General features: G+C 65.9%; 20 protein-coding genes. 9 read left to right on the top strand and 11 right to left on the bottom strand.

Going from position 1 to position 23,627, the window contains the following annotated elements; all coding sequences use genetic code 11:
• Nucleotides 1-41 precede the first annotated feature (41 nt).
• Nucleotides 42-671 carry an HAD family phosphatase gene (locus QX048_RS06570; protein WP_315827481.1) on the top strand — a complete coding sequence of 210 codons (630 nt, stop codon included), beginning with the start codon at nt 42-44 and terminating at the stop codon, nt 669-671.
• Between the two features lie 407 nt (nt 672-1,078).
• On the opposite strand, the gene QX048_RS06565 is transcribed toward QX048_RS06570, so the two are convergent.
• Nucleotides 1,079-1,789 carry a hypothetical protein gene (locus QX048_RS06565; protein WP_315827480.1) on the bottom strand — a complete coding sequence of 237 codons (711 nt, stop codon included), beginning with the start codon at nt 1,787-1,789 and terminating at the stop codon, nt 1,079-1,081.
• Here QX048_RS06565 and QX048_RS06560 point away from each other — a divergent pair.
• From QX048_RS06560 to QX048_RS06545, 4 genes are all read left to right on the top strand, one after another.
• Nucleotides 1,788-2,489, top strand: coding sequence for an alpha/beta hydrolase (locus QX048_RS06560; protein WP_315827479.1), 702 nt, complete (start codon nt 1,788-1,790; stop codon nt 2,487-2,489). The two genes, QX048_RS06565 and QX048_RS06560, sit on opposite strands and share 2 nt — an antisense overlap.
• 131 nt (nt 2,490-2,620) lie before the next feature.
• On the top strand, nt 2,621-3,832 hold the full coding sequence (gene glp, locus QX048_RS06555; protein WP_315827478.1) for a gephyrin-like molybdotransferase Glp: 1,212 nt from the start codon (nt 2,621-2,623) through the stop codon (nt 3,830-3,832).
• 205 nt (nt 3,833-4,037) lie between these two features.
• Nucleotides 4,038-4,736 carry a transcriptional repressor LexA gene (gene lexA / locus QX048_RS06550; protein ID WP_172109545.1) on the top strand — a complete coding sequence of 233 codons (699 nt, stop codon included), beginning with the start codon at nt 4,038-4,040 and terminating at the stop codon, nt 4,734-4,736.
• A 274-nt stretch (nt 4,737-5,010) separates the two neighbouring features.
• Nucleotides 5,011-5,451, top strand: coding sequence for a hypothetical protein (locus tag QX048_RS06545; protein ID WP_315711618.1), 441 nt, complete (start codon nt 5,011-5,013; stop codon nt 5,449-5,451).
• Nucleotides 5,452-5,844: 393 nt separating this feature from the next.
• Here the strand turns inward: QX048_RS06545 and QX048_RS06540 are convergent, their stop codons facing one another.
• Entirely contained in the window at nt 5,845-8,136 is a 2,292-nt protein-coding gene (locus tag QX048_RS06540; protein WP_316191334.1) for a ComEC/Rec2 family competence protein, read from the bottom strand.
• Between the two features lie 143 nt (nt 8,137-8,279).
• Here QX048_RS06540 and QX048_RS06535 point away from each other — a divergent pair, with 143 nt between their 5' ends.
• Complete coding sequence (locus QX048_RS06535; protein ID WP_315711615.1) at nt 8,280-8,492, top strand: hypothetical protein; 213 nt, start codon at nt 8,280-8,282, stop codon at nt 8,490-8,492.
• 30 nt (nt 8,493-8,522) lie between these two features.
• Here QX048_RS06535 and QX048_RS06530 read toward each other — a convergent pair whose 3' ends face one another.
• On the bottom strand, nt 8,523-10,211 hold the full coding sequence (locus QX048_RS06530) for a glutamine--tRNA ligase/YqeY domain fusion protein (protein ID WP_315827143.1): 1,689 nt from the start codon (nt 10,209-10,211) through the stop codon (nt 8,523-8,525).
• A 136-nt stretch (nt 10,212-10,347) separates the two neighbouring features.
• On the opposite strand from QX048_RS06530, the gene gltX reads away from it, so the two are divergent.
• Both gltX and gltA read left to right on the top strand, forming a co-directional pair.
• Nucleotides 10,348-11,772, top strand: coding sequence for a glutamate--tRNA ligase (gltX, locus tag QX048_RS06525; RefSeq protein WP_315827144.1), 1,425 nt, complete (start codon nt 10,348-10,350; stop codon nt 11,770-11,772).
• A gap of 303 nt (nt 11,773-12,075) precedes the next feature.
• The gene (gene gltA / locus QX048_RS06520) at nt 12,076-13,380 is read left to right on the top strand and encodes a citrate synthase (RefSeq protein WP_315711611.1); all 1,305 of its coding nucleotides are present in this window, start codon (nt 12,076-12,078) and stop codon (nt 13,378-13,380) included.
• 102 nt (nt 13,381-13,482) lie between these two features.
• On the opposite strand, the gene QX048_RS06515 is transcribed toward gltA, so the two are convergent.
• Entirely contained in the window at nt 13,483-13,848 is a 366-nt protein-coding gene (locus QX048_RS06515; protein WP_315711610.1) for a response regulator, read from the bottom strand.
• A gap of 136 nt (nt 13,849-13,984) precedes the next feature.
• Here QX048_RS06515 and QX048_RS06510 point away from each other — a divergent pair, with 136 nt between their 5' ends.
• The gene (locus QX048_RS06510; RefSeq protein WP_315827145.1) at nt 13,985-15,223 is read left to right on the top strand and encodes a GAF domain-containing sensor histidine kinase; all 1,239 of its coding nucleotides are present in this window, start codon (nt 13,985-13,987) and stop codon (nt 15,221-15,223) included.
• On the opposite strand, the gene lpxB is transcribed toward QX048_RS06510, so the two are convergent.
• The 7 genes from lpxB to rseP all read right to left on the bottom strand — a co-directional run bounded on the left by lpxB (nt 15,224) and on the right by rseP (nt 23,618).
• Nucleotides 15,224-16,381, bottom strand: coding sequence for a lipid-A-disaccharide synthase (gene lpxB, locus QX048_RS06505; protein ID WP_315827146.1), 1,158 nt, complete (start codon nt 16,379-16,381; stop codon nt 15,224-15,226).
• Between the two features lie 26 nt (nt 16,382-16,407).
• Nucleotides 16,408-17,265: an LpxI family protein gene (locus QX048_RS06500; RefSeq protein ID WP_315750910.1), complete on the bottom strand. Its 858-nt coding sequence runs from the start codon at nt 17,263-17,265 to the stop codon at nt 16,408-16,410.
• Nucleotides 17,266-17,269: 4 nt separating this feature from the next.
• Nucleotides 17,270-18,079: an acyl-ACP--UDP-N-acetylglucosamine O-acyltransferase gene (gene lpxA / locus QX048_RS06495; RefSeq protein WP_315711606.1), complete on the bottom strand. Its 810-nt coding sequence runs from the start codon at nt 18,077-18,079 to the stop codon at nt 17,270-17,272.
• Nucleotides 18,080-18,108: 29 nt separating this feature from the next.
• Nucleotides 18,109-18,567 (bottom strand): 3-hydroxyacyl-ACP dehydratase FabZ, encoded by a 459-nt coding sequence (fabZ, locus tag QX048_RS06490; RefSeq protein WP_284418776.1) that lies wholly within the window; start codon nt 18,565-18,567, stop codon nt 18,109-18,111.
• Entirely contained in the window at nt 18,567-19,634 is a 1,068-nt protein-coding gene (lpxD, locus tag QX048_RS06485; protein WP_315711605.1) for a UDP-3-O-(3-hydroxymyristoyl)glucosamine N-acyltransferase, read from the bottom strand. Before lpxD ends, fabZ begins: the two co-directional genes overlap by 1 nt.
• A gap of 117 nt (nt 19,635-19,751) precedes the next feature.
• The gene (gene bamA, locus QX048_RS06480) at nt 19,752-22,292 is read right to left on the bottom strand and encodes an outer membrane protein assembly factor BamA (protein WP_315711604.1); all 2,541 of its coding nucleotides are present in this window, start codon (nt 22,290-22,292) and stop codon (nt 19,752-19,754) included.
• Nucleotides 22,293-22,466: 174 nt separating this feature from the next.
• Entirely contained in the window at nt 22,467-23,618 is a 1,152-nt protein-coding gene (gene rseP / locus QX048_RS06475; RefSeq protein WP_315750909.1) for an RIP metalloprotease RseP, read from the bottom strand.
• Nucleotides 23,619-23,627 lie beyond the last annotated feature (9 nt).

Below are 23,627 nucleotides of genomic sequence, written 5' to 3'. Positions count from 1 at the left end.
GCGCCGCTTCCGTCCCACGCAAGGCATCGTCGACCCGCCCCATGCCCGCCTCCGCTCTCCGCCCCGGCGTCGCCGACGCGCTGCTGTTCGATCTCGGCCGCGTCGTCATCGACATTGATTTCGTCCAGGTGGTCTCGCGCTGGGCAGCGCATGCCGGCTGTCCGCCGGAGCGCGTCGCCGCGCGCTTCGTGCGCGACGAGATCTATCACGGGCACGAGCGCGGCACCGTCTCCGATGCCGCGTTCTTCGCCAACCTGCGCCGGCAACTCGGCATCGACATCACCGACGCGCAGTTTCTCGAGGGCTGGAACGCGATCTTCGTCGGCCCGATGCCGGGCATCGCCCCGCTGCTTGCACGCGCGGCTTCGAGACTGCCGCTCTATGCCTTCTCCAACACCAACAAGCCGCACATCGATCACTTCTCGCCGCGCTATGCCGACCTGCTTGGTCACTTTCGCGAGATCTTCCTGTCGTCGTCGATCGGCCTGCGAAAGCCGGATGCCGAGGCGTATGATCACGTCGTGCAGGCGATCGGCGTGCCCGCCGAGCGCATCGTATTCTTCGACGATCTCGCTGAAAACATCGACGGCGCGCGGACGAGCGGGCTGCAGGCGGTGCTGGTGCGCTCGACGGCCGACATCGCCGCGGCGCTGGAGGCGCTCGGGATCTGATCGCGTCGCGCAAGAGTGCGTCATGGCCAGCGGCGTAACGTTCTGAAAGGCTGCGCTCGCAATGACGGTGCCCACTCGTGCAAAATTGTTCTCGCGACACGATGTGCCCGAGCTTTGCTGCTCTCATTTCACCCTCCTCCAATCGGAGGGCGCAGGGAATGCCGGGCTGCAGGCCGCAACCCATGGCCCGCCTGCAGAAAAAAAGCAGGCGGCAGTCACCACAGGTCCAGCCGACATCCGGCATTCCCTGCGCGATGGTCTTCACGCTTATACGCGATCTCCCCGGTGCTCGGCTTGTTGGCCACCGTCGCCGACGGGATCATCAGCACCCGCCGGCTTGGCATCAGCTTCGGGATGCCAGGACCACGCGACTTCACGTCCGCGCCATGCCGTTCGTCCGCGCGCCATCAGGGCACGCTGCGACACGTCGCGGCCACCGCATCCCGCGCTCCACGTCCGTGACGATCGCGAAGCGCCCCTCCTGTCGAGCACGGGACCAAATCAGCATAGCAGCTTTTTCCGAAAAAGCGAATCTTAAATGCGACCGCCGGCAACGGCGCCATCCGGCCCGTCTCCCGCCACATCCGCTGGTCGCAGACGAGCCGGCGCCTAAGCGCATCGGCATCGGCGGCGAGATCGTCAAGATCGCGCCGTGCTCGATGACCATCGTCGGCACGCTCGCCGATTGGTCGCAATGGACCGGCGTGACCTTCGATCGCTCGGGTGAGATCGAGGTCCCCGGTGCTCTCGTGCCCGTGCTCGCGGCGGTCGAGCACGACCATGCCGCCTATGTCGAGCCGAATGTCTGGATTCGGCATCCGCTCTGACGCGGTGCAGGTCGTCCGCGCGACGATCAACGCGCCGGCACGACGCGCTCGTTGAGAAATCCGATCACCACGTCGAACGCCTGCCGTTCGATTCCGCTCCATCAGGATCATGTGCGTGCCCTGCCCGATCTCGACCAGGCGCTTGTATGGCGCGCTCACGAGGCGAACGAACAGGTCGTGCGCCATCCCGAAGCGGACATCCACATCCCATTCCGCCGCGAGCACGAGCACCGGGCAGTCGATCGTGCTGGGATCGTAGATCGGCTGGTCCACGGTCCAATGCTCGTCCATGTGGCGCGCGCAGATCGAGGGCGTCGCGGCAGCGCATATGACGATCGCCTATGACCGGCGCGGATTTGGTGAGACGGTCGCCTATGAGGAAGCTCATTCTCCGGTCGAGGACCTGCTCGCCGTCGTCGACGCGCTCGCGCCGGGGCGGCCGGCGACGCTGATTGCCTGCTCGCAAGGAGGCCGCATCGCGCTCGACTTCGCGCCTCGCCATCCGTCACGTATGGCATCGCTGGTGCTGATCGCACCTTCGATCAGCGGCGCGCCGGAGCCGGTCTATCCACCGGAGATCAAGGCGCTAACGGCGTCGTTGGCCGCTGCCGAGGCCGCACAGGATTGGGATCGGGTCAGCGCTATCAAGACGCATCTGTGGGTCGACGGTCCCTTGCAGCGCGAGGGACGCATCTCCGGCGAGCCGCGCGAGACGTTCCTGAAGAAGAACGCCGCCGCACTCCGCGCGCCGCCAACCGGCGCGACTCTCGATATGGCACCAGCCTTCCCGCGCCTCGCGGAGATCGTCGCGCCATCGCTCGTCATCCGGGGGGACTTGGACTTTCCTCACATCCAGCAGCGAAGCAGGCTGCTCGCCGCAACAATGCCGAACGGGTCAGGACATGAGCTGGCCGGAACGGCGCACCTGCCGAGCCTGGAACGTCCGCAGGAGGTCATGCGGTTGATTGCAGACTTTCTCGCGCGATCGTGAGGCAGCGGCCCGGAAACGGCCCACAGCAGACGGTCAGAACGCAGGGAGCGGCCTAGGCCCTTGGCCGCGCCGTGCGCGTTCGGTTAGAAGGCGATTCATTCGATCTGCCGTCTCCGTCCGAAGGAAATCCCATGGCCCTGATGCCGGTGTCTGATGCGTTGTCCGCCGTGCTCGCCGGCGCCGAGCCGCTGGCCGAGGAGCAGGTCGGGCTGGACGAAGCGTTTCACCGCATCCTGGCGCGGGACCTCGCGGCGCTGCGGACGCAGCCGCCCGAGGCAATGTCGGCGATGGACGGCTATGCCGTGCGCGCGGCGGACGCCGCCCAGGCCAAGGCGCGGCTGAAGGTCATCGGCGAGGTTGCGGCAGGGCGGCCGTTCGATCGCGTGGTTGGACCCGGCGAGGCGGCGCGGATCTTCACCGGTGGCGTTGTTCCGGAGGGCGCGGACGCGGTGGTGATCCAGGAGGACACGATCGCCGAAGACGGCCACGTCGTGATCACCGAGGCCGCGATCAAGGGCCGGCATATCCGGCCGGCGGGCGTCGACTTTCACCAGGGCATGGTGCTGCTGAAGTCCGGGCGCCGGCTCAGCGACCGCGACCTGTCGCTGGCGGCCAGCATGAATCATCCGGCGCTGCCGGTGCGGCGCCGGCCGAAGGTGGCGCTGCTCGCCACCGGCGACGAGCTGGTGATGCCGGGCTCGACGCCCGGCCCGGGCCAGATCGTCTATTCCAACGGCTACGCCTTGCGGGCGCTGGTGCGCAACGAGGGCGGGACCCCGATCGATCTGGGCATCGCCGCGGATACGATGCAGGCGACGATCGCCGGCATCCGCCGGGCCCGCGAGGCCAAGGCCGACATCCTGATCACGACCGGCGGCGCCTCGGTCGGCGATCACGACCTCGTCAAGCAGGCGCTCGAAGCCGAGGGCGTCGAGATGGCGTTCTGGAAGATCGCGATGCGGCCGGGCAAGCCGATGATGCACGGACGGCTCGGCGACATCAGGGTGATCGGACTGCCCGGCAATCCGGTGTCGTCCTATGTCTGCGCCATCCTGTTCCTGGTGCCGCTGATTCGGCGGCTGCTCGGCCGTGACGAGGCCGTGATGCCGCGCGAGACCGCCCTGCTCGGCCGCGAACTGGGGCCGAACGATTCGCGCGAGGACTATCTGCGGGCACAGCTCGAAGAGCGCGCCGACGGCACGCTGGTCGCGACCCCGGTGAGCCAGCAGGATTCGTCGCTGCTCGGCAATCTCGCGCTCTCGCAGGCTGTGGTGATCCGGCCGGCGTTTGCGCCGAAGGCGCCTGCGGGCAGCCCGTGCGAGATCCTGCGCCTGCCGAACTGAGCCGCTTCCCCGGTAAAGCCCGGTCTGTTCATCATATTTTTAGGATTGCGGAACACACATCGAACATATAGTGTCCGTTCATGATTTGTTTTTAGTATGTTGCGGGCGACGCGATGACGGTCCGACTCCAGGGCGCTCTCAGCCGGTTTGTGCGCGAGGCGCAGCTCCTGGACTCGGACGACAACAAACCGGGGACCAGGTCGAGATGCTGACGCGCAAACAGTACGAACTTCTGCGGTTCATCAACGAGCGGCTCAAGGAAGCCGGCGTGCCGCCGTCCTTCGACGAGATGAAGGATGCGCTCGATCTGCGCTCGAAGTCCGGCATTCATCGCCTGATCACGGCGCTCGAGGAGCGCGGCTTCATCCGCCGGCTGCCCAACCGCGCCCGCGCGATCGAGGTGATCAAGCTGCCCGAGCTGTCACAGGCCGCCAACAACCGCCGCGGCTTCACCCCATCGGTGATCGAGGGCAATCTCGGCAAGGTGCGCACCAGCACTCCCGCGCTGGACGATGGCGAGCGCCCCGTCGCAGTGCCGGTGATGGGCCGCATCGCCGCCGGTACTCCGATCGAGGCGCTACAGACGCGCAGCCACACCATCAGCGTGCCTGCCGACATGCTCGGCAACGGCGATCACTATGCGCTTGAGGTGCGCGGCGACTCCATGGTCGATGCCGGCATCCTCGACGGCGACATGGCGCTGATCCAACGCAACGAGACCGCCGACACCGGCGACATCGTGGTGGCGCTGATCGACGATGAGGAAGCGACGTTGAAGCGCTTCCGCCGCCGCGGCGCATCGATCGCGCTGGAGCCGGCCAACACCGCCTACGAGGTACGCATCCTGCCGCCGAACCGGGTGAAGATCCAAGGCAAGCTGGTCGGGCTGTACCGCAAGTACTGATCGCGAATGGGATCGGTCGATGGGCGGCGGGCGCACGCGCTTTCGCCGCCGATCGGAGGCTGCCCAGCAAAATACGTCACGCGCGAATGCACCTCATGATGTGCAGCGCGGCATGCTCAAACGCTTGTGATCGGCCGCGGGCACACGCGATGCAGATCAGCGCAGAATTGCCGCGAAGCGCGCGCTAACATCACCATCGATGTCCACTCTGATAGAGGCCTGCGCCTGTCCGGGGGGAGCGTGGGTCGGCTATCTCTCAACGAGGAGCGATCCGATGTGTGACTACAGCCTCCATGCGGTTGCGTCCCGTCCCGCCAAGGTCGGCGAGACGTTGATCTCGATGACCTTCCGTGGCACCGCCACCCGCGGCTTCGCGCTGGAGAGCGAGCCGACCGTCGCAGTCTGCATGCTGCCCGGCACCGAGTTGGCCTTCGCCGAGGACGTCCGCTACGACAGCCGCTGGCTCTGGACCCGGACGATCCGCGAGCGCGTCGCAAAGTTCAACAGCATCGAGACTCACATTCCCGATCGCCATCACGACGCGATCGAATTCGCCGATGGCCGCCACGTGCTGGTGACCCAGCTCTGCGAGGGCCAGCGCGTCACCGTGCTGCAATTGCCGGTCAGCAAGCAGCCGGCGGAGCGACGCCCGGACATCGCCGAGGACGTGCCGCCTTCGCAGGCCACACCGATTCGCCGCATCAGCATCACCTGAGGGGTCTCCGCATCGGCATTTCTCTCGGTCGTGAGCGAGCTTTCGACCGTGGGAGATTTGGGTTCTGCAAGCGCAAAGTCCTCTCGGGCGAACCTTACGCCCCGGCATCGCATCGGATAGGAACGACATCCCTCGGCCGCCATGATGTGCCGGGGGAGCCTGCCGCCGTGGTCAACAAGATCGATTGGAACAAGGCCGCCGGGATCACCGAGCCCGGCTGCAATATGCTTGTGTTCGGATGGCTGACAGTCACGGCTGACGACATCGCCATCTGGCAACGCTATCCGCGCGCTGCGTTCACGCTGGCCGAAAGCCCCTCGCTGTTCGATGGACTTGGCAACATGGACCTGGCGACACCGAGTATCATCTCGGCACGTTCGAGCTGCCCGGCACTCAGTCTTCCTCGCCCTGCTCCGTCTCCGGCGGCGTCGCGTCCTGAGGCCGCACGGCCGGCGCGCGCGGCGTCAGCGTCGTGTCGAACTCGCCGGCCTCGGCGGGCGCCGGCCACCATGGGCGGTCGGTGCCGCCGGCGCGCGCCGGCGTGACGGCGAAGCTCCTGCCCCGCTGCACCAGCATCAAGGCGCCCTGCTGCCGCAGCCGCTCGCGATCGATGACGGCCGCCGCGCAGGATGACGGCGCGGCGCGCGCGGTGACGATGAGCGCAGCACGGGCGCAATCATCGGCGAGCGCCTCGGCGCGCAGGGTCACGGCGGCGAAGCGGCCATCGGCCATCGCGACCACGCAGCCCGCCTCGTCGCAGGAGACGCCATCGGCGAGCGATGAATCCGCCGGCAGCCGGGCATCGGCGTCGGCCGCGAGCCACTCCTTGGTGGCGAACACGTCCTTGCCGGTGCGCATCACATGCAGGCGCCCGTCACGGCCGCGCACCGCCACCGCGCGCCCATCGCCGGCGATCAGCACGTCGGGCAGCGGCGTCGCGGCGGCCCACGCGGTGGCCACCACGAGCCCCACGGCGCCCGACCACCGCAGCGGGGTGCGCAGCAGGCCGATCAGGATGACACCGAGGCTGGCCAGGATCAGTGGACCGATGCCGAAGGCCGGGATGCGTCCGACCGCGCCGGGCAGCGCTGCCACCCAGCGCGTCACCGCGATCATCCAGTCGATGCCGAGGCCCATCAGGGTCCACCAGGGACCGTCGAGCCCGAACGGCGCCGCCACGAGGCCCATCAGGCCGGCCGGCATCACCAGCGCCGAGACGACCGGCATCGCCGCGAGATTCGCGAGCACGCCATAGGGCGTGACGCGATGGAAATGGAAGGCGGCATAGGGCGTGGTCGCGAGCCCCGCGATCAGCGAGGCCAGCAACAGCATCGCAAGCTCGCGGCCGCCCCACAGCGCGATGCGCTGCGTCGTGGAGCTGTCCGGCGTCGCAAACAGTCTGGGCAGCCCGAACTGCACCAGCGCGACCAGGCCGAGCGTCGCCGCGAACGACATCTGGAAGCTCGGATGCACCAGCGCTTCGGGAGCTGCGACCAGCACGATCAACGCGGCGACCGCGAGCGTACGGAAGGTGACGGCGCGGCGGTCGACCATGACCGCGATCAGCACCACGGCCGTCATGAAGAACGACCTTTGGGTCGCGACCTCCGCGCCTGAGAGCAACAGATAGAACGCCGCCGCGACCAGCGCTGCGGCCGCCGCCCATTTCTTGATCGGGTGGCTGATGGTGAGGCCGGGGATCAGCGCCAGCAGCGCGCGCACGGCGAAGAACACGACACCGGCGACGACCGCCATGTGATAGCCGGAGATCGACAGCACGTGGCCGAGACCGGAGACGAACATCGCGTCGTTGACATCGGGCGTGATGGCGTCGCGCCGGCCGGTCAGCAGCGCGGTGGCGATGGCGCGTTCGTCGCCCGACAGGCGGCCGCGGATGCGTGCGTCGATCGCATCGCGCAGACCCTGCATGGCCGCCGCATAGCCCAGGCCGAAGCCGGCGGCCTGCGGCGGCGTCGCCGTCGTGATCGCGCCCATCACGAAGCCGGAGGCGCCGATGCCCTGGAAGAACATGTCGCGCGCGAAGTCGTAGGATCCCGGCCGCACCGGGGCCATCGGCGGCAGCAGCCGCGCCTTGAGCTGCACGAAGCTGCCGACCTCGGGCGCCGCGCCCTTGCGCACCGCGAGCCTGACACGCGCGATGGTGACGGCGTTGCGCGGGCTCTCCATCGACGTCACCCGCAGCACGATGCGGTCGCTGCGCTCGCGGATGTCGCGCGCCTCGACGAAGCCGGACAGCGCCACCGAATACAACGGCCGCGCCAGCACCGGATGCGCGACGCGCGCGGTCTTGACAGTCGCCGCGGCGAAGCCGCACGCCGCCGCCGCAATCATCACGGCAACCGGAAACAGCCGATGCCGCCGCATCATGATGGCGACGATGCCGAGCAGCGCCGCGGTGGTGGCGGCAATCCAGAGCACGGGCTCGTGATCGGCGGTGAAGTACAGCGCGATGCCGGCCCCGAACGCCACCGGCACCCAGGGCAGCAGCCGGCCCGCCCCGGCCTCCTCGGCCGCCCAGCTCTTCAGGCGAGCGGCGAACACCGACGACGCACCGGACCCGATCGCGGGCCAGCCGCCGGCCAGCGCGCCGCGCGGCGGCCAGACATCGGCCATCACGCCCGCGATCCCGCGACGCCCTCCCGGCGGCCTGACCGGCTCCGCCATTGCCCCCACACCAACCCGTTACCCGACGGGCGGAAAGGCTACCGGAAGCTGCGCGAGCGCGCCTAGCAGAACGGAACGGGAATCCTGGAGATCTGCACGGCCGCTGCGGGGGAACTTTTTGCGCCGCACGTGCTTTTCAGGGGATGGACGCCCACGACCCTGAAGACCCCTTCGCCGACCTCGCGCTCGAGAAGGCGATCCACCTGCGCTGGACTCTCCGGGACATCAAGGCCCACCGGCTGACGCTGTCCCCTGTCGCCGACGAAGATCTTTCGCTGCTCACCGAGCGCGGCCTCGTCGAACTCACCGACGGCGTGCCGACGCTGACCGAGGCCGGGCAGGACGCGATCAGCTGAGCCACACGCGTCCCGCGGTCTCCGCTTGCCTCACCCCTTCGCGACTTCCTTGGCGAAGGTGTCGCGCAGGCCGATGGTGCGGTTGAACACGAGCTTGTCGGCCGTCGAATCCGGATCGCGCACGAAGTAGCCCTGCCGCTCGAACTGCATCGGCGCGTCGGAATTGCTCTCGGCGATCGCTGGCTCGATGCGCGCGTCGGTGAGGACCTCGAGCGAGTTGGGATTGAGATCGGCGGTGAAGTCGGCCGCGTTCGGGCTCGGATTGGCGAACAGCTGGTTGTAGATGCGGATCTCGGCAGGCAACGACTCCGCCGCGGAGAGCCAGTGCATCGTCGCCTTGACCTTGCGTCCATCCGGCGCGTTGCCGCCCTTGGTCGCCGGATCATAGGTACAGCGCAGCTCGACGATCTCGCCGGCGTCGTTCTTGATGACGTCGCGGCACTTGATGAAATAGGCGTAGCGCAGCCGCACCTCGTTGCCCGGCGACAGGCGGAAGAACTTCTTCGGCGGATTCTCCATGAAGTCGTCCTGCTCGATATAGAGCTCGCGGCCGAACGTGATCCTGCGCGTGCCGGCCGAGGGATCGTCGGGATGGTTGATCGCCTCGAGCTCCTCGACCTGGCCTTCTGGATAGTTCTCGATCACCACCTTCAGCGGCCGCAGCACCGCCATCCGGCGCAGCGCCGTGCGGTTGAGCTCCTCGCGGATGCAGAATTCGAGCATGCCGACGTCGACGATGCTGTTCGCCTTGGCGATTCCGATGCGCTTGATGAACTCGCGCACCGCCGCCGGCGGCACGCCGCGCCGCTTCAGGCCGGCGATGGTCGGCATGCGTGGATCGTTCCAGCCGGCGACATGGCCGTCCTGCACCAGCCGCGTCAGCACGCGCTTGGATAGCAGAGTATAGGTGAGATTGAGGCGCGCGAACTCGTACTGGTGCGGATGCGACGGCACCGGCAGCTTGTCCAGGAACCAGTCGTAGAGGGGCCGGTGATCCTCGAACTCGAGCGTGCAGATCGAGTGCGTCACGCCCTCGATCGCGTCGGACTGCCCGTGCGCGTAGTCATAGCTCGGATAGATCTTCCAGGCGTCGCCGGTGCGCGGGTGGTGGGCGTGCAGGATCCGATACAGCACGGGGTCGCGCAGGTTGATGTTGCCGGCGGCCATGTCGATCTTGGCGCGCAGCACGCGCGCACCGTTCGGGAATTCGCCGGCCTTCATGCGCCGGAAAAGGTCGAGATTCTCCTCGACCGAACGGTCGCGGAACGGGCTGTTCCTGCCGGGCTCGGTCAGCGTGCCGCGCGACAGCCGAATGTCTTCCTGAGACTGGTCGTCGACATAGGCCAAGCCGGCCTTGATCAGGCCCTCGGCCCAGTCGTAGAGGCGCTCGAAGTAATCCGAGGCGAAGAACAGGTTGTCGCCCCAGTCATAGCCGAGCCAGCGCACGTCGGCCTGGATGGAATCGATATATTCCTGCTCTTCCTTGGTCGGATTGGTGTCGTCGAAGCGAAGATTGCAGCGGCCGCCGAACTCCTGGGCAATGCCGAAGTTGAGGCCGATCGACTTGGCATGGCCGATATGCAGGTAGCCGTTCGGCTCCGGGGGGAACCGGGTGACGACCGTCTTGTGCCTGCCGCTGTCGAGATCGGCCTGGACGATGTCGCGGATGAAGTCGCGCCCTGCCTCTGCCGTCGCCGCCGTGTCTGTCGTCGTGGTCATCAAGAATATCCTGCTCCGGAATTTGGCAGCCTATCTGCCAAATCCGCTTCCCCCAAGGAAGGCTTTAGTTATGCGATAGGCCTGCTATACACCCCCCGCCCTCTTGAGCCCCTGCCTGGATTTCGTGCTGCCGCCCATGACCATCCCGATCGTCACGCGCTTTGCCCCCTCCCCGACCGGCTTTCTCCACATCGGAGGCGCCCGGACGGCCCTGTTCAACTGGCTGTATGCGCGCGGCCGCGGCGGCAAGATGCTGCTCAGGATCGAGGACACCGACCGCGAGCGCTCGACCAGTGCGGCGATCGACGCCATCCTCGACGGCCTGAAATGGCTCGAGCTCGATTGGGACGGCGAGGTCATCTACCAATATAGCCGCGCCGCGCGCCATCGCGAGGTCGCCGAGCAACTGCTCGCCAGCGGCATGGCGTATCGCTGCTATGCCACCGCCGAGGAGCTGGCCGCGATGCGCGAGAAGGCGCGCGCGGAAGGCCGCACCCGGCTCTACGACGGCATGTGGCGCGACCGCGATCCCAAGGAGGCGCCCGAAGGCGTCAAGCCGACGATCCGGCTGCGCGCGCCGCTGACCGGCGAGACCGTGATCGAGGATCAGGTGCAGGGCCGCGTGGTCTGGCAGAACGAGAACCTCGACGACCTCGTGCTGCTGCGAGGCGATGGCAATCCGACCTACATGCTGGCGGTCGTCGTCGACGACCACGACATGGGCGTCACCCACGTCATCCGCGGCGACGACCATCTGATCAACGCCGCGCGCCAGAAGCAGATCTACGATGCGCTCGGCTGGATGGTGCCGTCGATGTCGCACATCCCGCTGATTCACGGGCCCGACGGCTCGAAGCTGTCGAAGCGCCACGGCGCGCTCGGCGTCGACGCCTACCGTGCGATGGGATATCTGCCGTCGGCACTGCGCAATTACCTGGTGCGGCTCGGCTGGAGCCATGGCGACCAGGAGATCTTCTCGACCGAGGAGATGATCAAGGCGTTCGACCTGCCGGCGATCGGCCGCTCGGCGGCGCGGTTCGACTTTGCCAAGCTGGAAAATCTCAACGGCCACTACATCCGCCACAGCGACGATGCGGCGCTGGTGCGCCAGTTCGAGGACGTGCTGAATTACGTGCCGAACGGCGCGGCTCTCAAGGCCAAGCTCAACGACGCCACGCGCGCGCAGCTCACTTTGGCGATGCCGAGCCTGAAGGAGCGCGCCAAGACGCTCTTGGAGCTGATCGACGGCGCCGCCTTCATCTTTGCCGACCGGCCGCTTCCGATCGACGCCAAGGCCGCGGCCCTGCTGACACCGGACAGCCGCGCCTTGATCGGCCGGCTGCGTGACGCGCTGGCTGCTGTCGCGTCCTGGAGCGGACCGGCCACGGAAGCCGCGCTGCGTGCGTTTGCTGAAGCCAACAATCTCAAGCTGGGCGCGGTGGCCCAGCCGCTCCGCGCGGCGCTCACCGGCCGAACCACCTCACCCGGTATTTTCGACGTTCTGGCGATCCTGGGGCGTGATGAATCCTTGGGCCGTCTGGAGGACCAGACCACCTCATAAGGTCTCATGGCCCCCCATCTTGCAGCGCACAGGGCAATACGATACGCATTTGCGCGGCACCCACTGGTTTTCCCGGCTCGAACATCCTTCACACGTTGCGGCGGGCTCGTTGACGGATGTTAGGGCCGAAGGACACTAGTAAGTATAAGATTCCAGTACGGTTTCGGATTTGACCTTCGCTTAAGCTGTTGGCAGCGACAGTGACGCGAATGTCAAAGCCACCGCACTAGATAAAGTCCACCTGCCCTGCCATCTCTCAAAAAGAACAAGGGCCAAGCCTAACGATCTCATCGGGGACAAACGATGGACGCAAAATCCGCAAGCAAGACCGCGACCCTCACCGTCGGCAACAAGAATTTCGATCTTCCGATCCTGAGCGGCACCGTGGGTCCCGACGTCATCGACATCGGCAAGCTCTACGCCCAGACCGGGATGTTCACCTATGATCCCGGCTTCACCTCGACCGGCAGCTGCCAGTCCAAGATCACCTATATCGACGGCGACGCGGGCGTCCTGGAATACCGCGGATATCCGATCGAGCAGCTCGCCGAGAAGGGCGACTTCCTGGAGACCTGCTATCTGCTGCTGTACGGGGAGCTTCCCACCAAGGCCCAGAAGCAGGATTTCGACTATCGCGTGACCCACCACACGATGGTGCACGAGCAGATGTCGCGCTTCTTCCACGGCTTCCGCCGCGACGCGCATCCGATGGCGGTCATGGTCGCTTCGGTCGGCGCGCTCGCCGCGTTCTACCACGACTCCACCGACATCAACGATCCGAAGCAGCGCATGATCGCGTCGATGCGGATGATCGCGAAGATTCCGACCCTGGCGGCGATGGCCTACAAATACACCATCGGCCAGCCTTTCGTTTATCCGAAGAACTCGCTCTCGTTCGCCGAGAACTTCCTGCACATGTGCTTCGCCGTGCCGTGCGAGGAGTACAAGCCGAACCCGGTTCTCGCCGACGCGCTCGACAAGATCTTCATCCTGCACGCCGATCACGAGCAGAACGCCTCGACCTCGACGGTGCGCATCGCCGGCTCCTCGGGCGCCAACCCGTTCGCGTGCATCGCCGCCGGCATCGCCTGCCTGTGGGGTCCGGCGCATGGCGGCGCCAACGAGGCGGCACTGAACATGCTGGCCGAGATCGGCACCGTCGACAAGATTCCGGACTTCATCGCCAAGGTGAAGGACAAGAACAGCGACGTGCGCCTGATGGGCTTCGGCCATCGCGTCTACAAGAACTACGACCCGCGCGCCAAGATCATGCAGAAGATGTGTCACGCGGTGCTCAAGGAGACGGGCCACGCCGACGATCAGATGCTCAAGGTCGCGATGGAGCTCGAGAAGATCGCGCTCAGCGATCAGTACTTCATCGAGCGCAAGCTCTATCCGAACGTCGACTTCTACTCGGGCATCACCCTGAAGGCGATGGGCTTCCCGGTGTCGATGTTCACCGTGCTGTTCGCCGTCGCCCGCACCGTCGGCTGGATCAGCCAGTGGAGCGAGATGATCGAGGATCCGCAACAGAAGATCGGCCGTCCGCGCCAGCTCTACACCGGCGTCGCGACGCGCGACTATGTCGAAATGGACAAGCGCGGCTGAGCGCAGCGCAACTCCGCTTTCGAACGGCGCCGTCGATCCCGACGGCGCCGTTTCGTTTGTGAGGTCGCAGCTTTCTGACTCGCGGCATCTGCCGGGAGTGCATCAGGCCAGCGCCTCGAGATGAGACCTGAGCTGCTCGGCCCCGTATGGCTTGGCAAGGAAGCGCGCGCCGGACGGCAGTTCCGAAGGGGTCACCTGACCTGACGTCACCAGGAGCGCGACCGGAGGCCAGCGGTCCCTGATGACGGCGACCAGCCGCAGGCCATCCATCGACCCCGGCATTTGGACGTCCGTGAAGACCACCGATATGCGGTCACATCGTTCGAGAAGCGAAATGGCCTGATCGGCGTCAGCTGCCTCGATGACTTCGAAACCGAGGTCTCTGATCATGTCGACAGCGTTGGCGCGGATCAGCCCCTCGTCCTCAACGACCAGAACTGTTTTTCTTGTGAGCCGAACGCGGGACACTCTGTCTCCTGTCCAATCTCATTCAATCGCACGACGATCATTTTGTTCCGGCGAACGTTCCGGGGCTGAATGCGTTGAACGGTGCAAATCGAAGACACGACTTGCATCCTGGATCGGGGACCAGCTCGAGCATACGATGACGACCAATCCCAACCCGGACGTCGACGCTGTCCAGCAGCTCGACGCCGTTCCCAAAATTCTGGACTCGGTGAGCAGGATCACCGGGATGGGATTCGTCGCGGTCGCGCGCGTGACCTCGGATCGATGGGTCTGTTGTGCGGTTCGCGACGACATCAATTTCGGCCTGAAAAAGGGTGGCGAGCTGCGCGTCAAGACGACGATCTGCAGCGAGGTCCGGGAGCGAGGCAAAGCTGTCGTCATCTGTGACGTCGAGACGGATCGCATGTTTCGCGATCACCCGACGCCAAAGCTCTACGGCTTTCGCAGCTATATCTCCGCTCCGATCACCCTGTCCGACAGGACCATCTGGGGCACCCTGTGTGCGATCGATCCAGCGCCGCGCGAGCTGGACCGGCCCGAGATCGTCAGCACCTTTCAGCTGTTCGGGGAGTTGATCGCGGCCCAGCTGGAGCTTCATCAGCGCTTCGCGCTCAGTCAGGCCAGCCTCGGCCTCAGCGAGAAGCGCAGGTTTTCGACCGAGGAACGGCTGAAGATCACCCAGGCTGACCTGCTCGACGAGCGCCGGACCGCCGAGCTGAGAGAGCAATTCATCGGCGTTCTCGGCCATGACCTCCGCAATCCGCTGGCCTCGATCGACGCCGGAATGCGCGTGCTGCTCCGCAGTCAGGACAGCGCCAGGGCGCCTGAGATCATTTCCATGATTCAGAAATCAGTCATGCGCATGGCCGGACTGGTCGACAACATCATGGATTTCGCCCGGGGGCGCCTCGGCGGCGGCCTGACGATCAAGCCCGACGCGCGGCAACCGCTGGCGCCGGTGATCGAGCAGGTCATCTCCGAGATCCGGCTGACCTGGCCCGATCACGAGATCGAGACCCGGATCAACATCGCGGAGCCGGTCAAATGCGACCGCAGCAAGATCGGGCAATTGTTCTCGAACCTGCTCGGCAACGCCATCTCCTACGGCGACAAGGACAAGCCGATCCAGGTCTCCGCAACAACGAGCGAAGGCTCTTTCGTGCTCGCCGTCACCAATCACGGACCGCCGATCTCGGACAAGGCGATGCAGAATCTGTTCAAGCCCTACATGCGTGGCGAGCGTCCGAGCCAGCATGGTCTCGGGCTCGGACTCTACATCGCCTCTGAGATTGCGCGAGCGCATGGCGGCACGCTCCAGGCCACGTCGACCGGCGACAGAGCGACCTTCGAATTCAAGATGCCGCTTGAGGCCTGATCAGCGCCGTCCGTTGCGCATCGTTGCCAGCACGATGTCGGCTGCGCGCACGCTTGGCGAGGCCGCGCCCGTGGACATGATCGCGTCGAGGCGATCGAACGCTTCGACCTGGCGCGAACGTATCGGACCGTCGCCCAGGAGATCGGCGAGAACGGGCGCGAGATTGTCGGCGGTGCAGGCTTCCTGAAGGAATTCCGGAATGACGTTCTCGCCGATCACGAGATTGGCGAGAATGACCGATTGCACGTTGACGACTCGCCGGAGAATGAACGCCTCGATCTCGCCGACGCGATACGCCGTCACCATCGGCACGCCGGACAGCGCGAGCTCCAGGGTCACCGTGCCGGACTTGGCGAGCGCGGCGCGCGCGCGCCTGAAGGCTGCCCGCTTCTCGGCCTCGCCCGTAATGATCTCCGGAACGAGCGGCCAGTTTGCGACTCCAGCCCGCACCGCGGCTTCGAGATGCGGCGTGGTGGGCAGCACGGCTTCGAAGGCCAGGTTTTGGGCGCGCAGCCGCGCCAATGTCTCGCCGAACACGGCGATGTGGCGAGCGACCTCGCTGCGCCGGCTGCCAGGAAGCACCAGCAGAACGGGAGGGTCGGCATCTCGGCGCGCCTGCTCTGCCGCATTGGGGCGCAGGTTGGCGAGCTGTTCGATCAGGGGATGGCCGACATAGGTACAGGGCGGACCATTGAGCCTTCGGAACGCCTCCGGCTCGAACGGCAGCAAGCCCAGCACGTGATCGACGTAGCCGCGCATCGCGCGTGCCCGGCCCGGGCGCCACGCCCATACGGTCGGTGCCACGTAGTTCACGATCGGAATCTCGGGATCGCGCGCGTGAACCCGCTTCGCCACGCGCTGGGTGAAATCGGGACTGTCGATGATGACGAGCACGTCGGGCTGGTCCGCAACGATCGCATCGACGGTGCCGCGGATCAGGCGGAGGATCTTGGGCAGCTGCTTCAGCACCGCCGCGAAGCCGACGATCGAGAGCTCCTCGATCGGAAACAGCGAGGCGAGCCCCTCGCGTGTCATGCCGCGGCCGCCGACGCCGGAGAATTCGACGCCGTCGCCGAGCCGCTGGCGCAGCACCTTCATCAGGCTGGCGCCGAGGCGATCACCGGACTCTTCGGTCGCGACCAGGCAGATCCTGCGCATGGCCGGGCCTGCCGGAGGCCGGGGCGTCACGCCGTGACACCCGTGATGAACACGCCTGCCCGATCGGCGGCAGCCACTGTCTCCTGGGGATCGGCGAGCAGAGTATAGGCGGCAGCGACGGCGACTCCGGCGAGACCCGCGGCCGAAAGTCCCTCGATGGTTCGCGGACCGATGGTCGGCAGGTCGTAACGCAGGTCCTGGCCAGCCTTGGGCGCCTTCACCAGCACGCCGCGCCCGGCAGCAGCACGAATGCGGCGATCGGCGCGCAGCCGCGCCACGCGGGCCAGCAGCCCGTCGGTGCCCTCGATGTCCTCGAGCGCAACGACGTGGCCGTCGATCACGACCACGGCCTGCCCGACATCGAACGGCGCCATGGCGCGGAGCACGGACATTCCTTTGGCGATGTCGCCGGTCACCAGATCGTTGGGCCCGCTCCGCGTCAGCCGCCCTTCGGGCACGAGCAGATTGGGGGCGACGTCCTTGACGCCGATCATGTGAAAGCCGTGGCGCTCGAAGATGCGGCCGACGCCGGACAGCAGATGATCGTCACCGCCGCGAAAGGCCGACCAGATGTAGGGCAGCTCGCGCAGCGTGCCCCAGTCGAAGCGGATCTCCGACACGGCCGGACGAACGAGATTGCCGATGAACATGAGATCGCGAACGCCCTCGGCCTTCAGGAGCTTCAGGGCATTGCCGAGTTGGCCGAGGCCGATCCAGTGATGACGGAAGCGCGCCAGCGGCTTTGGATCGCAGATGCCCTTCAAGGCGAACAGCACCGGCGTCTGGCCGCGCGCGACGATGGCATCGGCGACCGCGAAAGGCAGCACCCCGCCCGCGGCGATCATGCCGATCGGCGGAGAGGTCACGGCGGCCGGCGTCGCCATGGCGCTACGGCTCGATGGCCGGCCTGCCGATCTCGGGCAGGCACAAGGCGCGATGTCGGCCGCCATCGATGAAGGCGAGGATCTCGGCAATGGCGGGATCCTCGCCGGCCAGCGGCCGCACCGCCGCGAGGCGATCGGCGAACACGCCGGGGCCATGGAAAAGCTTTTGATAGAAGGCACGCACCGTGGCGAGGCGCTCGCGTGTGAACTTGCGGCGCTTCATGCCAATGACGTTGAGACCTTCGAGCGCGGCATACTGGCCGTTGGCGAGGCCATACGGAATGATATCGCCGCGTACGCCGCAGACGCCGCCGACCATCACGCCATGGCCGATGCGGGTGAACTGATGCACCGCGGACAGGCCGCCGATGTAGACGGAATCACCGACCTCAACATGGCCGCCAAGTGTCGCCGAGGTCGCGAAGATCACGTTGTCGCCGACAACGCAATCGTGGGCGACATGGGCATTGTTCATGAAGAACCCGGCATTGCCGACCTTGGTCAGGCCGCCGCCTTTCGTGGTGCCGATGTTCATCGTCACGCCTTCACGGAAGGTGCAGCCGGAGCCGATCTCGAGCCGATGCGGCTCGCCGCGATAGCTGAGATCCTGCGGCGCGCCGCCGAGCACGACGAAGGGCGAGATCACGTTGTCATCGCCGAGCGTGGTGTGGCCCATGATCTGGACGTGGCTGATCAGCTTGCAGTTGGCCCCGATCACGACGTTGGGGCCGACGATGCAGTAAGGACCGATCACGGTCCCCTCACCGATGACGGCGCCATCCTCGACGCGTGCGGTGGGATCAATCTTGCTCATTTCGACGCAATCAACTTTCTACCAGCCCGTCAGTCGGTCAGCATAGCGCCGACATCGGCCTCGGCGACGACGACGCCGTCGACCTTGGCATCGCCGTGGAACCACCACATCGTCTTGCGCCGGCCGATCGAGCGCATGTGATACTCGATGGTCTGGCCGGGCAGCACCGGCTTGCGGAACTTGCACTTGTCGATGGTGAGGAAATACACCGCGCGCGGCTTTTCCGTGCCCTCGACCGACTTGATGCCGATCACGCCGGCGGTCTGGGCCATGCCCTCGATCATCAGCACGCCCGGATAGACCGGCCGCTCCGGAAAGTGCCCCTGGAAGCAGGGCTCGCCGATCGAAACGTTCTTGACGCCGATGCCGCTGTAGTCGGCCCGGATGTTCTTCACGCGGTCGATCAGGAGAAATGGATAACGGTGCGGCAGCGTCTTGAGAATCTCGTTGATGTCGACGTCCGCAAACCTGATGGGTGACTCCTCCATCACTCCCGTCCCTCGTCCCTGTTCGTCGCGGTCGAATCTCGCACCAGCCGTTCCACCGCAACGATCTCGCGGAACCACTGCTTGGTCGGCTTGGCGAAGAAACCGCCCCACCGGCCGTTCGGCGGAATGTCGTCCTTGACGCCGCTCATCGCCGTCACCTGCGCACCATCGCCGATCGTCAGGTGATTGTTGATACCAACCTTCGCCCCGAGCGCGACGTTGTCGCCGATCGTGAGACTTCCTGCCAGCCCGATCTGGGCCGCCAGCAGGCAATGCCGTCCGATTGTGACATTGTGGCCAATCTGCACCTGGTTGTCGATCTTGGTGCCCTCGCCGATCACCGTGTCGCGCAGGCTGCCACGGTCGATCGTCGTGCCGGCGCCGACCTCGACATGGTTCTGGATCAGCACCCGCCCGGTCTGCGGCACCTTGGTGTGCCCATCCGCGCCGAAGAAGATGAAGCCGTAGCCATCCTGGCCGATGCTGCAGCCAGGATGGATCAGGACGTCGTTGCCGATCAGCGCGCACTGGATGACGGTGCGGGCGCCGACATTGCAGTCGCGACCGATCTTGACGTGGGGACCGATCACGGCACCCGCACCAACGATCGTCCCCGAGCCGATCTCGACATGGGCGCCGATCACCGCCAGCGGCTCGACGATGACGCCGTCCTCCAGCCGCGCGGTGGGATCGATGATGGCTTGAGGCGAGATTCCATCGTCGCCGAACCAGGGCTGCGGCCGCAGTGCGTCGGCATGGAACTCGCGCGCGAGCTGCACGAAGGCGCGGAACGGCTGATTGGCGCGAAGCACTGCGACGTGGGACGGCACGCGCGCCTCGAATCGCGGACTGACCAGGCAGGCGCCCGCTTTGGTCCCGGCGAGCTGGCCAGCGTATCTGAGGTTGTCGAAGAACGCCAGATGCATCGGGCCGGCCTCGTCGAGCGACGCCAGTCCCTTGACGACCTGCTCGCCGCGGGATGGGTCGACCAGGGTGGCCTTGGCGGCGGCGGCGATCGCTGCCAGGGTCGTGGGCGGCGGCGATTGGAAGAAGGTCGGCTGGGCCATTCCGTCGTACTCTCAAGACAAAAAGTCAGAGCCCGGCTCCGGTGTCCCGGAACCGAGCTCCCATTTCTTACACCGGCGAGGTTGGTCGATGCCAACCCGGATTCGATCGGCCCAGGCTCAGAACGATGTACCGCCGCCGAACCGGAATTCCTGCGTCCGGTCGAACTGACCCTTGGTGAGCGGGATCGCGTAGTCGAAGCGCAGCGGACCGAACGGCGACGCCCACACCAGACCCACGCCGACCGAGGTCCGGACCTTGTTCTGGTCATCGAACTGCAGACCAAGGCAGGTGCCGGCGTTGTTCGGGTTGCGCGTCGGCTTGATACAGCCGGGGGTATTAACCTCGCCCGTCGCAGCCCAGGACGTCGGACCCTGATAGCCCCACAGGCCGCCAGCGTCGGCGTAAACGGCACCCTTCAGGCCCGTCTCCTTGGGCAGGAACCAGAACGGCATCTGCAGTTCGAGCGAAGCGCCCCAGTACTTGGTGCCGCCCAGCGCGTCCTGCGTGCCGAATGGATTGATATCGCGCGGACCAATGCCGTTCGGAGCGAAGCCGCGAACCAGGTTCGGACCCATCTGGAAGTGATCGAGCATGCGCAGCTGCGTATTGCCGATCTTGTTCAGGATGCCGCCCTGGAGGTGGACGATGCTGACGATGTCCGACACCAGCGGGGTGAAGTACTTCGCATCGAACGCGGTCTTCAGGTACGACACATCGCCGCCGACACCCGCGAAGTCCTGCTTGAAGTCGACCAGCAGGCCGTCGGTCGGGTTCTTGTTGTTGTCGAGCGTGTTGTAGTTCAGCGTGTAGCCGAGTGCCGAGGTCAGCGTCGCGCCGTTCGCCAGCTCCTGGCGGACCGGCAGCGAGGCCTCGCCATTGGCAAAGCAGCCGAGACCGCCGTTCGGATCGGCGAGACCATTCGCATTGATGAACGCCGGCGTCGGATTGAACGGCACGAAGCGGTTGCCGATCAGGGTGCCGGCCGCGACGTTGTTACAGTCCGACAGCGTCGCCGGCAGCGAGATCTCCTGGCGATAGATCGAGTAGCGCAGCTGCAGCGACAGGTCTTCCCGCAACTGGAAGCCGAGGCGCGGGCTGAAGCCGAGCGTCTTGGTGCCGTAGGAGATGAAGTTGTTGGCGAGCTGCTGGCGCTGGTAGAGGTCGAGGCCCAGCGCGACCCGGTAGTCGAGCAGATAGGGCTCGACGAACGACAGCGAGTAGCCGCGGGCGAACTGGCCGTAGGTCACCGACGCCTTGGCGAACAGGCCGCGGCCGAGGAAGTTGCGCTCGGAGATCGAGACCTCGGCGAGCGCACCGTCCGTGGTCGAATAACCGCCGGAGATCGAGAAGTCACCGGTCGACTTCTCTTCCAGGTTGACGTTCAGGACCACGCGGTCGCTCGAAGAGCCCGGCTCGGTGACGATCTTCACGTCCTTGAAGAAGTCGAGGTTCTTCAGGCGGCGCTCGGCACGGTCCACCAGGGCGCGGTTGTAGGCGTCGCCCTCGGAGATGTCGAACTCGCGGCGAATGACGTAGTCACGGGTGCGGGTGTTGCCGCGGATGTTGATGCGCTCGATATAGGTGCGCGGGCCCTCGTCGATGGCGAACACGACCGACACCGTATGAGCCTCGAAGTTGCGATCGCCGCGCGGACGGACCACCGCGAACGCGTAGCCGCGCCGCGATGCCTCGATCTGCATCTCCTCGACCGACTTCTCGATGTTCTCGACGTTGTAGAGCGAGCCGACGCTGACGCGCGAATATCCGCGCAGCGTGGTGGCGTCGAGCGTCGCGATCGACGACTGGAAGTCGACCGAACCGACCCGGTACTGCTGGCCTTCCTCGATCTTGAAGGTCACGAGGAAACCCTTGCGCTCCGGATCGTACTCGCTGAGCGCAGCCACGACCTGCACGTCGGCATAGCCGTTCTTCAGGTAGAAGCGGCGAATCAGGTCGCGGTCGGCCTCGACACGGTCCGGATCGTAGACGTCGCCCGAGCCGAGGAAGCTCAGGAGGTTGGTCTCGCGGGTCTTGATGACGTCCTTGAGGCGATAGGACGAGAAGGCGTTGTTGCCGACGAACTCGATCGACTTCACGCCGGTCTTCGCGCCTTCCTCGATCGTGAAGATCAGGTCGACGCGGTTGTTCGGCTGCTCGATCATTTCCGGCGTGACGCGCACGTCGTAACGGCCCGAGCGGCGATAGATCTCCGCGATGCGCTGGGCGTCGGACTGCACCATCGGGCGCGACAGCGTGCCGCGCGGCTTCGACTGCACTTCCGCCTGGAGCTGCTCGTCCTTGACCTTCTTGTTGCCCTCGAACGCGACGCGGCCGATCACCGGGTTCTCGACGACCGTGACGATCAGGCGCCCGCCCTGGCGGTTGATCTTCACGTCGGAGAACAGGCCGGTCTCGATCAGCGCCTTGAGGCCGTCATCGACCCGGCCGGCGTCGAGCGTCCCGCCGGGGCCCGGCTTGAAGTACGAGCGGATGGTCTCCAGCTCGACGCGGCGGTTACCGACCACTTCGATCGAGTTGACCGTCTGAGCCGCAGCTGGCGACGAAAGAACCACGCTCGCCAGCGGCAAAGCCACCGGGCCGGCGAACATGATAAAGGCGGCCGCCAAGCCCCCCCGCACCCGCAATCCGAACTTCATGCGCTACGCGCCCTTATATTCCGTTGCCGGTTCCGTACCCCTACGAACCCGACAGATTCCCATTTGTCGTTCGCTTGTAGCCAATTTGGACCCGGCGGCAAACGCCGGATCTCTCTGAATTTTCAAATTCGTTTCAAAACGTTGCCCAACGGCCACGTCGTAAAAAAGCCGCGCTCAGGACCCGGCGAGGTGAAGGATATCGTTATAGGTTGCAAAGACCATCAGCATGAGGACCAGCCCGAGGCCGATTCGGAACCCCATCTCCTGTGCCCGCTCCGACAGCGGCCGGCCGCGGACGGCCTCGACCCCATAGAACAACAGGTGTCCGCCATCGAGCAGCGGAACCGGGAACAGGTTCAGGAGCCCGATCGAGACCGACAGCGTCGCGCACAGTTGCACAACGAACTGGAAGCCGAGGCTGGCTGCCTGTCCCGAGAGTTGTGCGATTCGGATCGGACCGCCGACGTCGCCAGCGCTTCCGGCGCCCGCGAACAGCGAGGCGATGAACTTGAAGGTCGTGGAGATGATGAACCAGACCTGCTCGAAACCGATCTTGATCGACTCGAGGAACCCGACGGGGATCGACCGCGATTCGTCCGGCTTGGCGTTGTACTGGATGCCGAGCACGCCGATCCGGTGGCTGTTGCCGAACAGGTCCTTGACCTCCTTGAGCGCCGGCGTCGCCTTCAGGGTGAGTTCCGTGCCGTCCCGCTTGATCAGGAAGGACAATTCGGTGCCGGCGCTGACCGAGACGACGCGCTGCATGTCGGCGAAGGTCTCGATCGCCCGGCCGTCGATGGCGGCGACGACGTCACCGTCCTTGAAGCCGGCCTGGGCCGCGACGCTGTCCGGCTGGACGGCATCGACCCGCGGGGTCGTGTTCGGCTTGCCGAAATACAGCGCCATGCCGGCGAAGATGATGACCGCGAGGATGAAATTGGCGATCGGGCCGGCCGCGACGATCGCAGCGCGCTGACCGACGGTCTTGTGGTGGAAGCTGTCGGCCCGCTCCTCGGCCGTCATCTTGGCGAGCGCCTCGGCCGACGGCGTCGAGGCCTCGGATTCGTCGCCGAAGAACTTCACGTAGCCGCCGAGCGGGATCGCCGAGATCTTCCAGCGGGTGTTGTGGCGGTCGTTGAAACCGATCAGTTCTGGGCCAAATCCGAGCGAAAACGTCAACACCTTCACGCCGGCCCAGCGCGCGATCAGGAAATGGCCGAGTTCGTGGAAGAACACCACGATCGTCAGCACGAACAGGAACGGGACGATGTAGCCGAGAAGGCCGTGGCTCAACGTATTGAAGATATGGTGGAAAAATTCCGACATCGATGACCT

The sequence above is a fragment of the Bradyrhizobium sp. SZCCHNS30572 genome (assembly GCF_032484415.1).
Taxonomy (GTDB): domain Bacteria; phylum Pseudomonadota; class Alphaproteobacteria; order Rhizobiales; family Xanthobacteraceae; genus Bradyrhizobium.
This window is presented reverse-complemented; position numbering and strand designations above follow the sequence as displayed.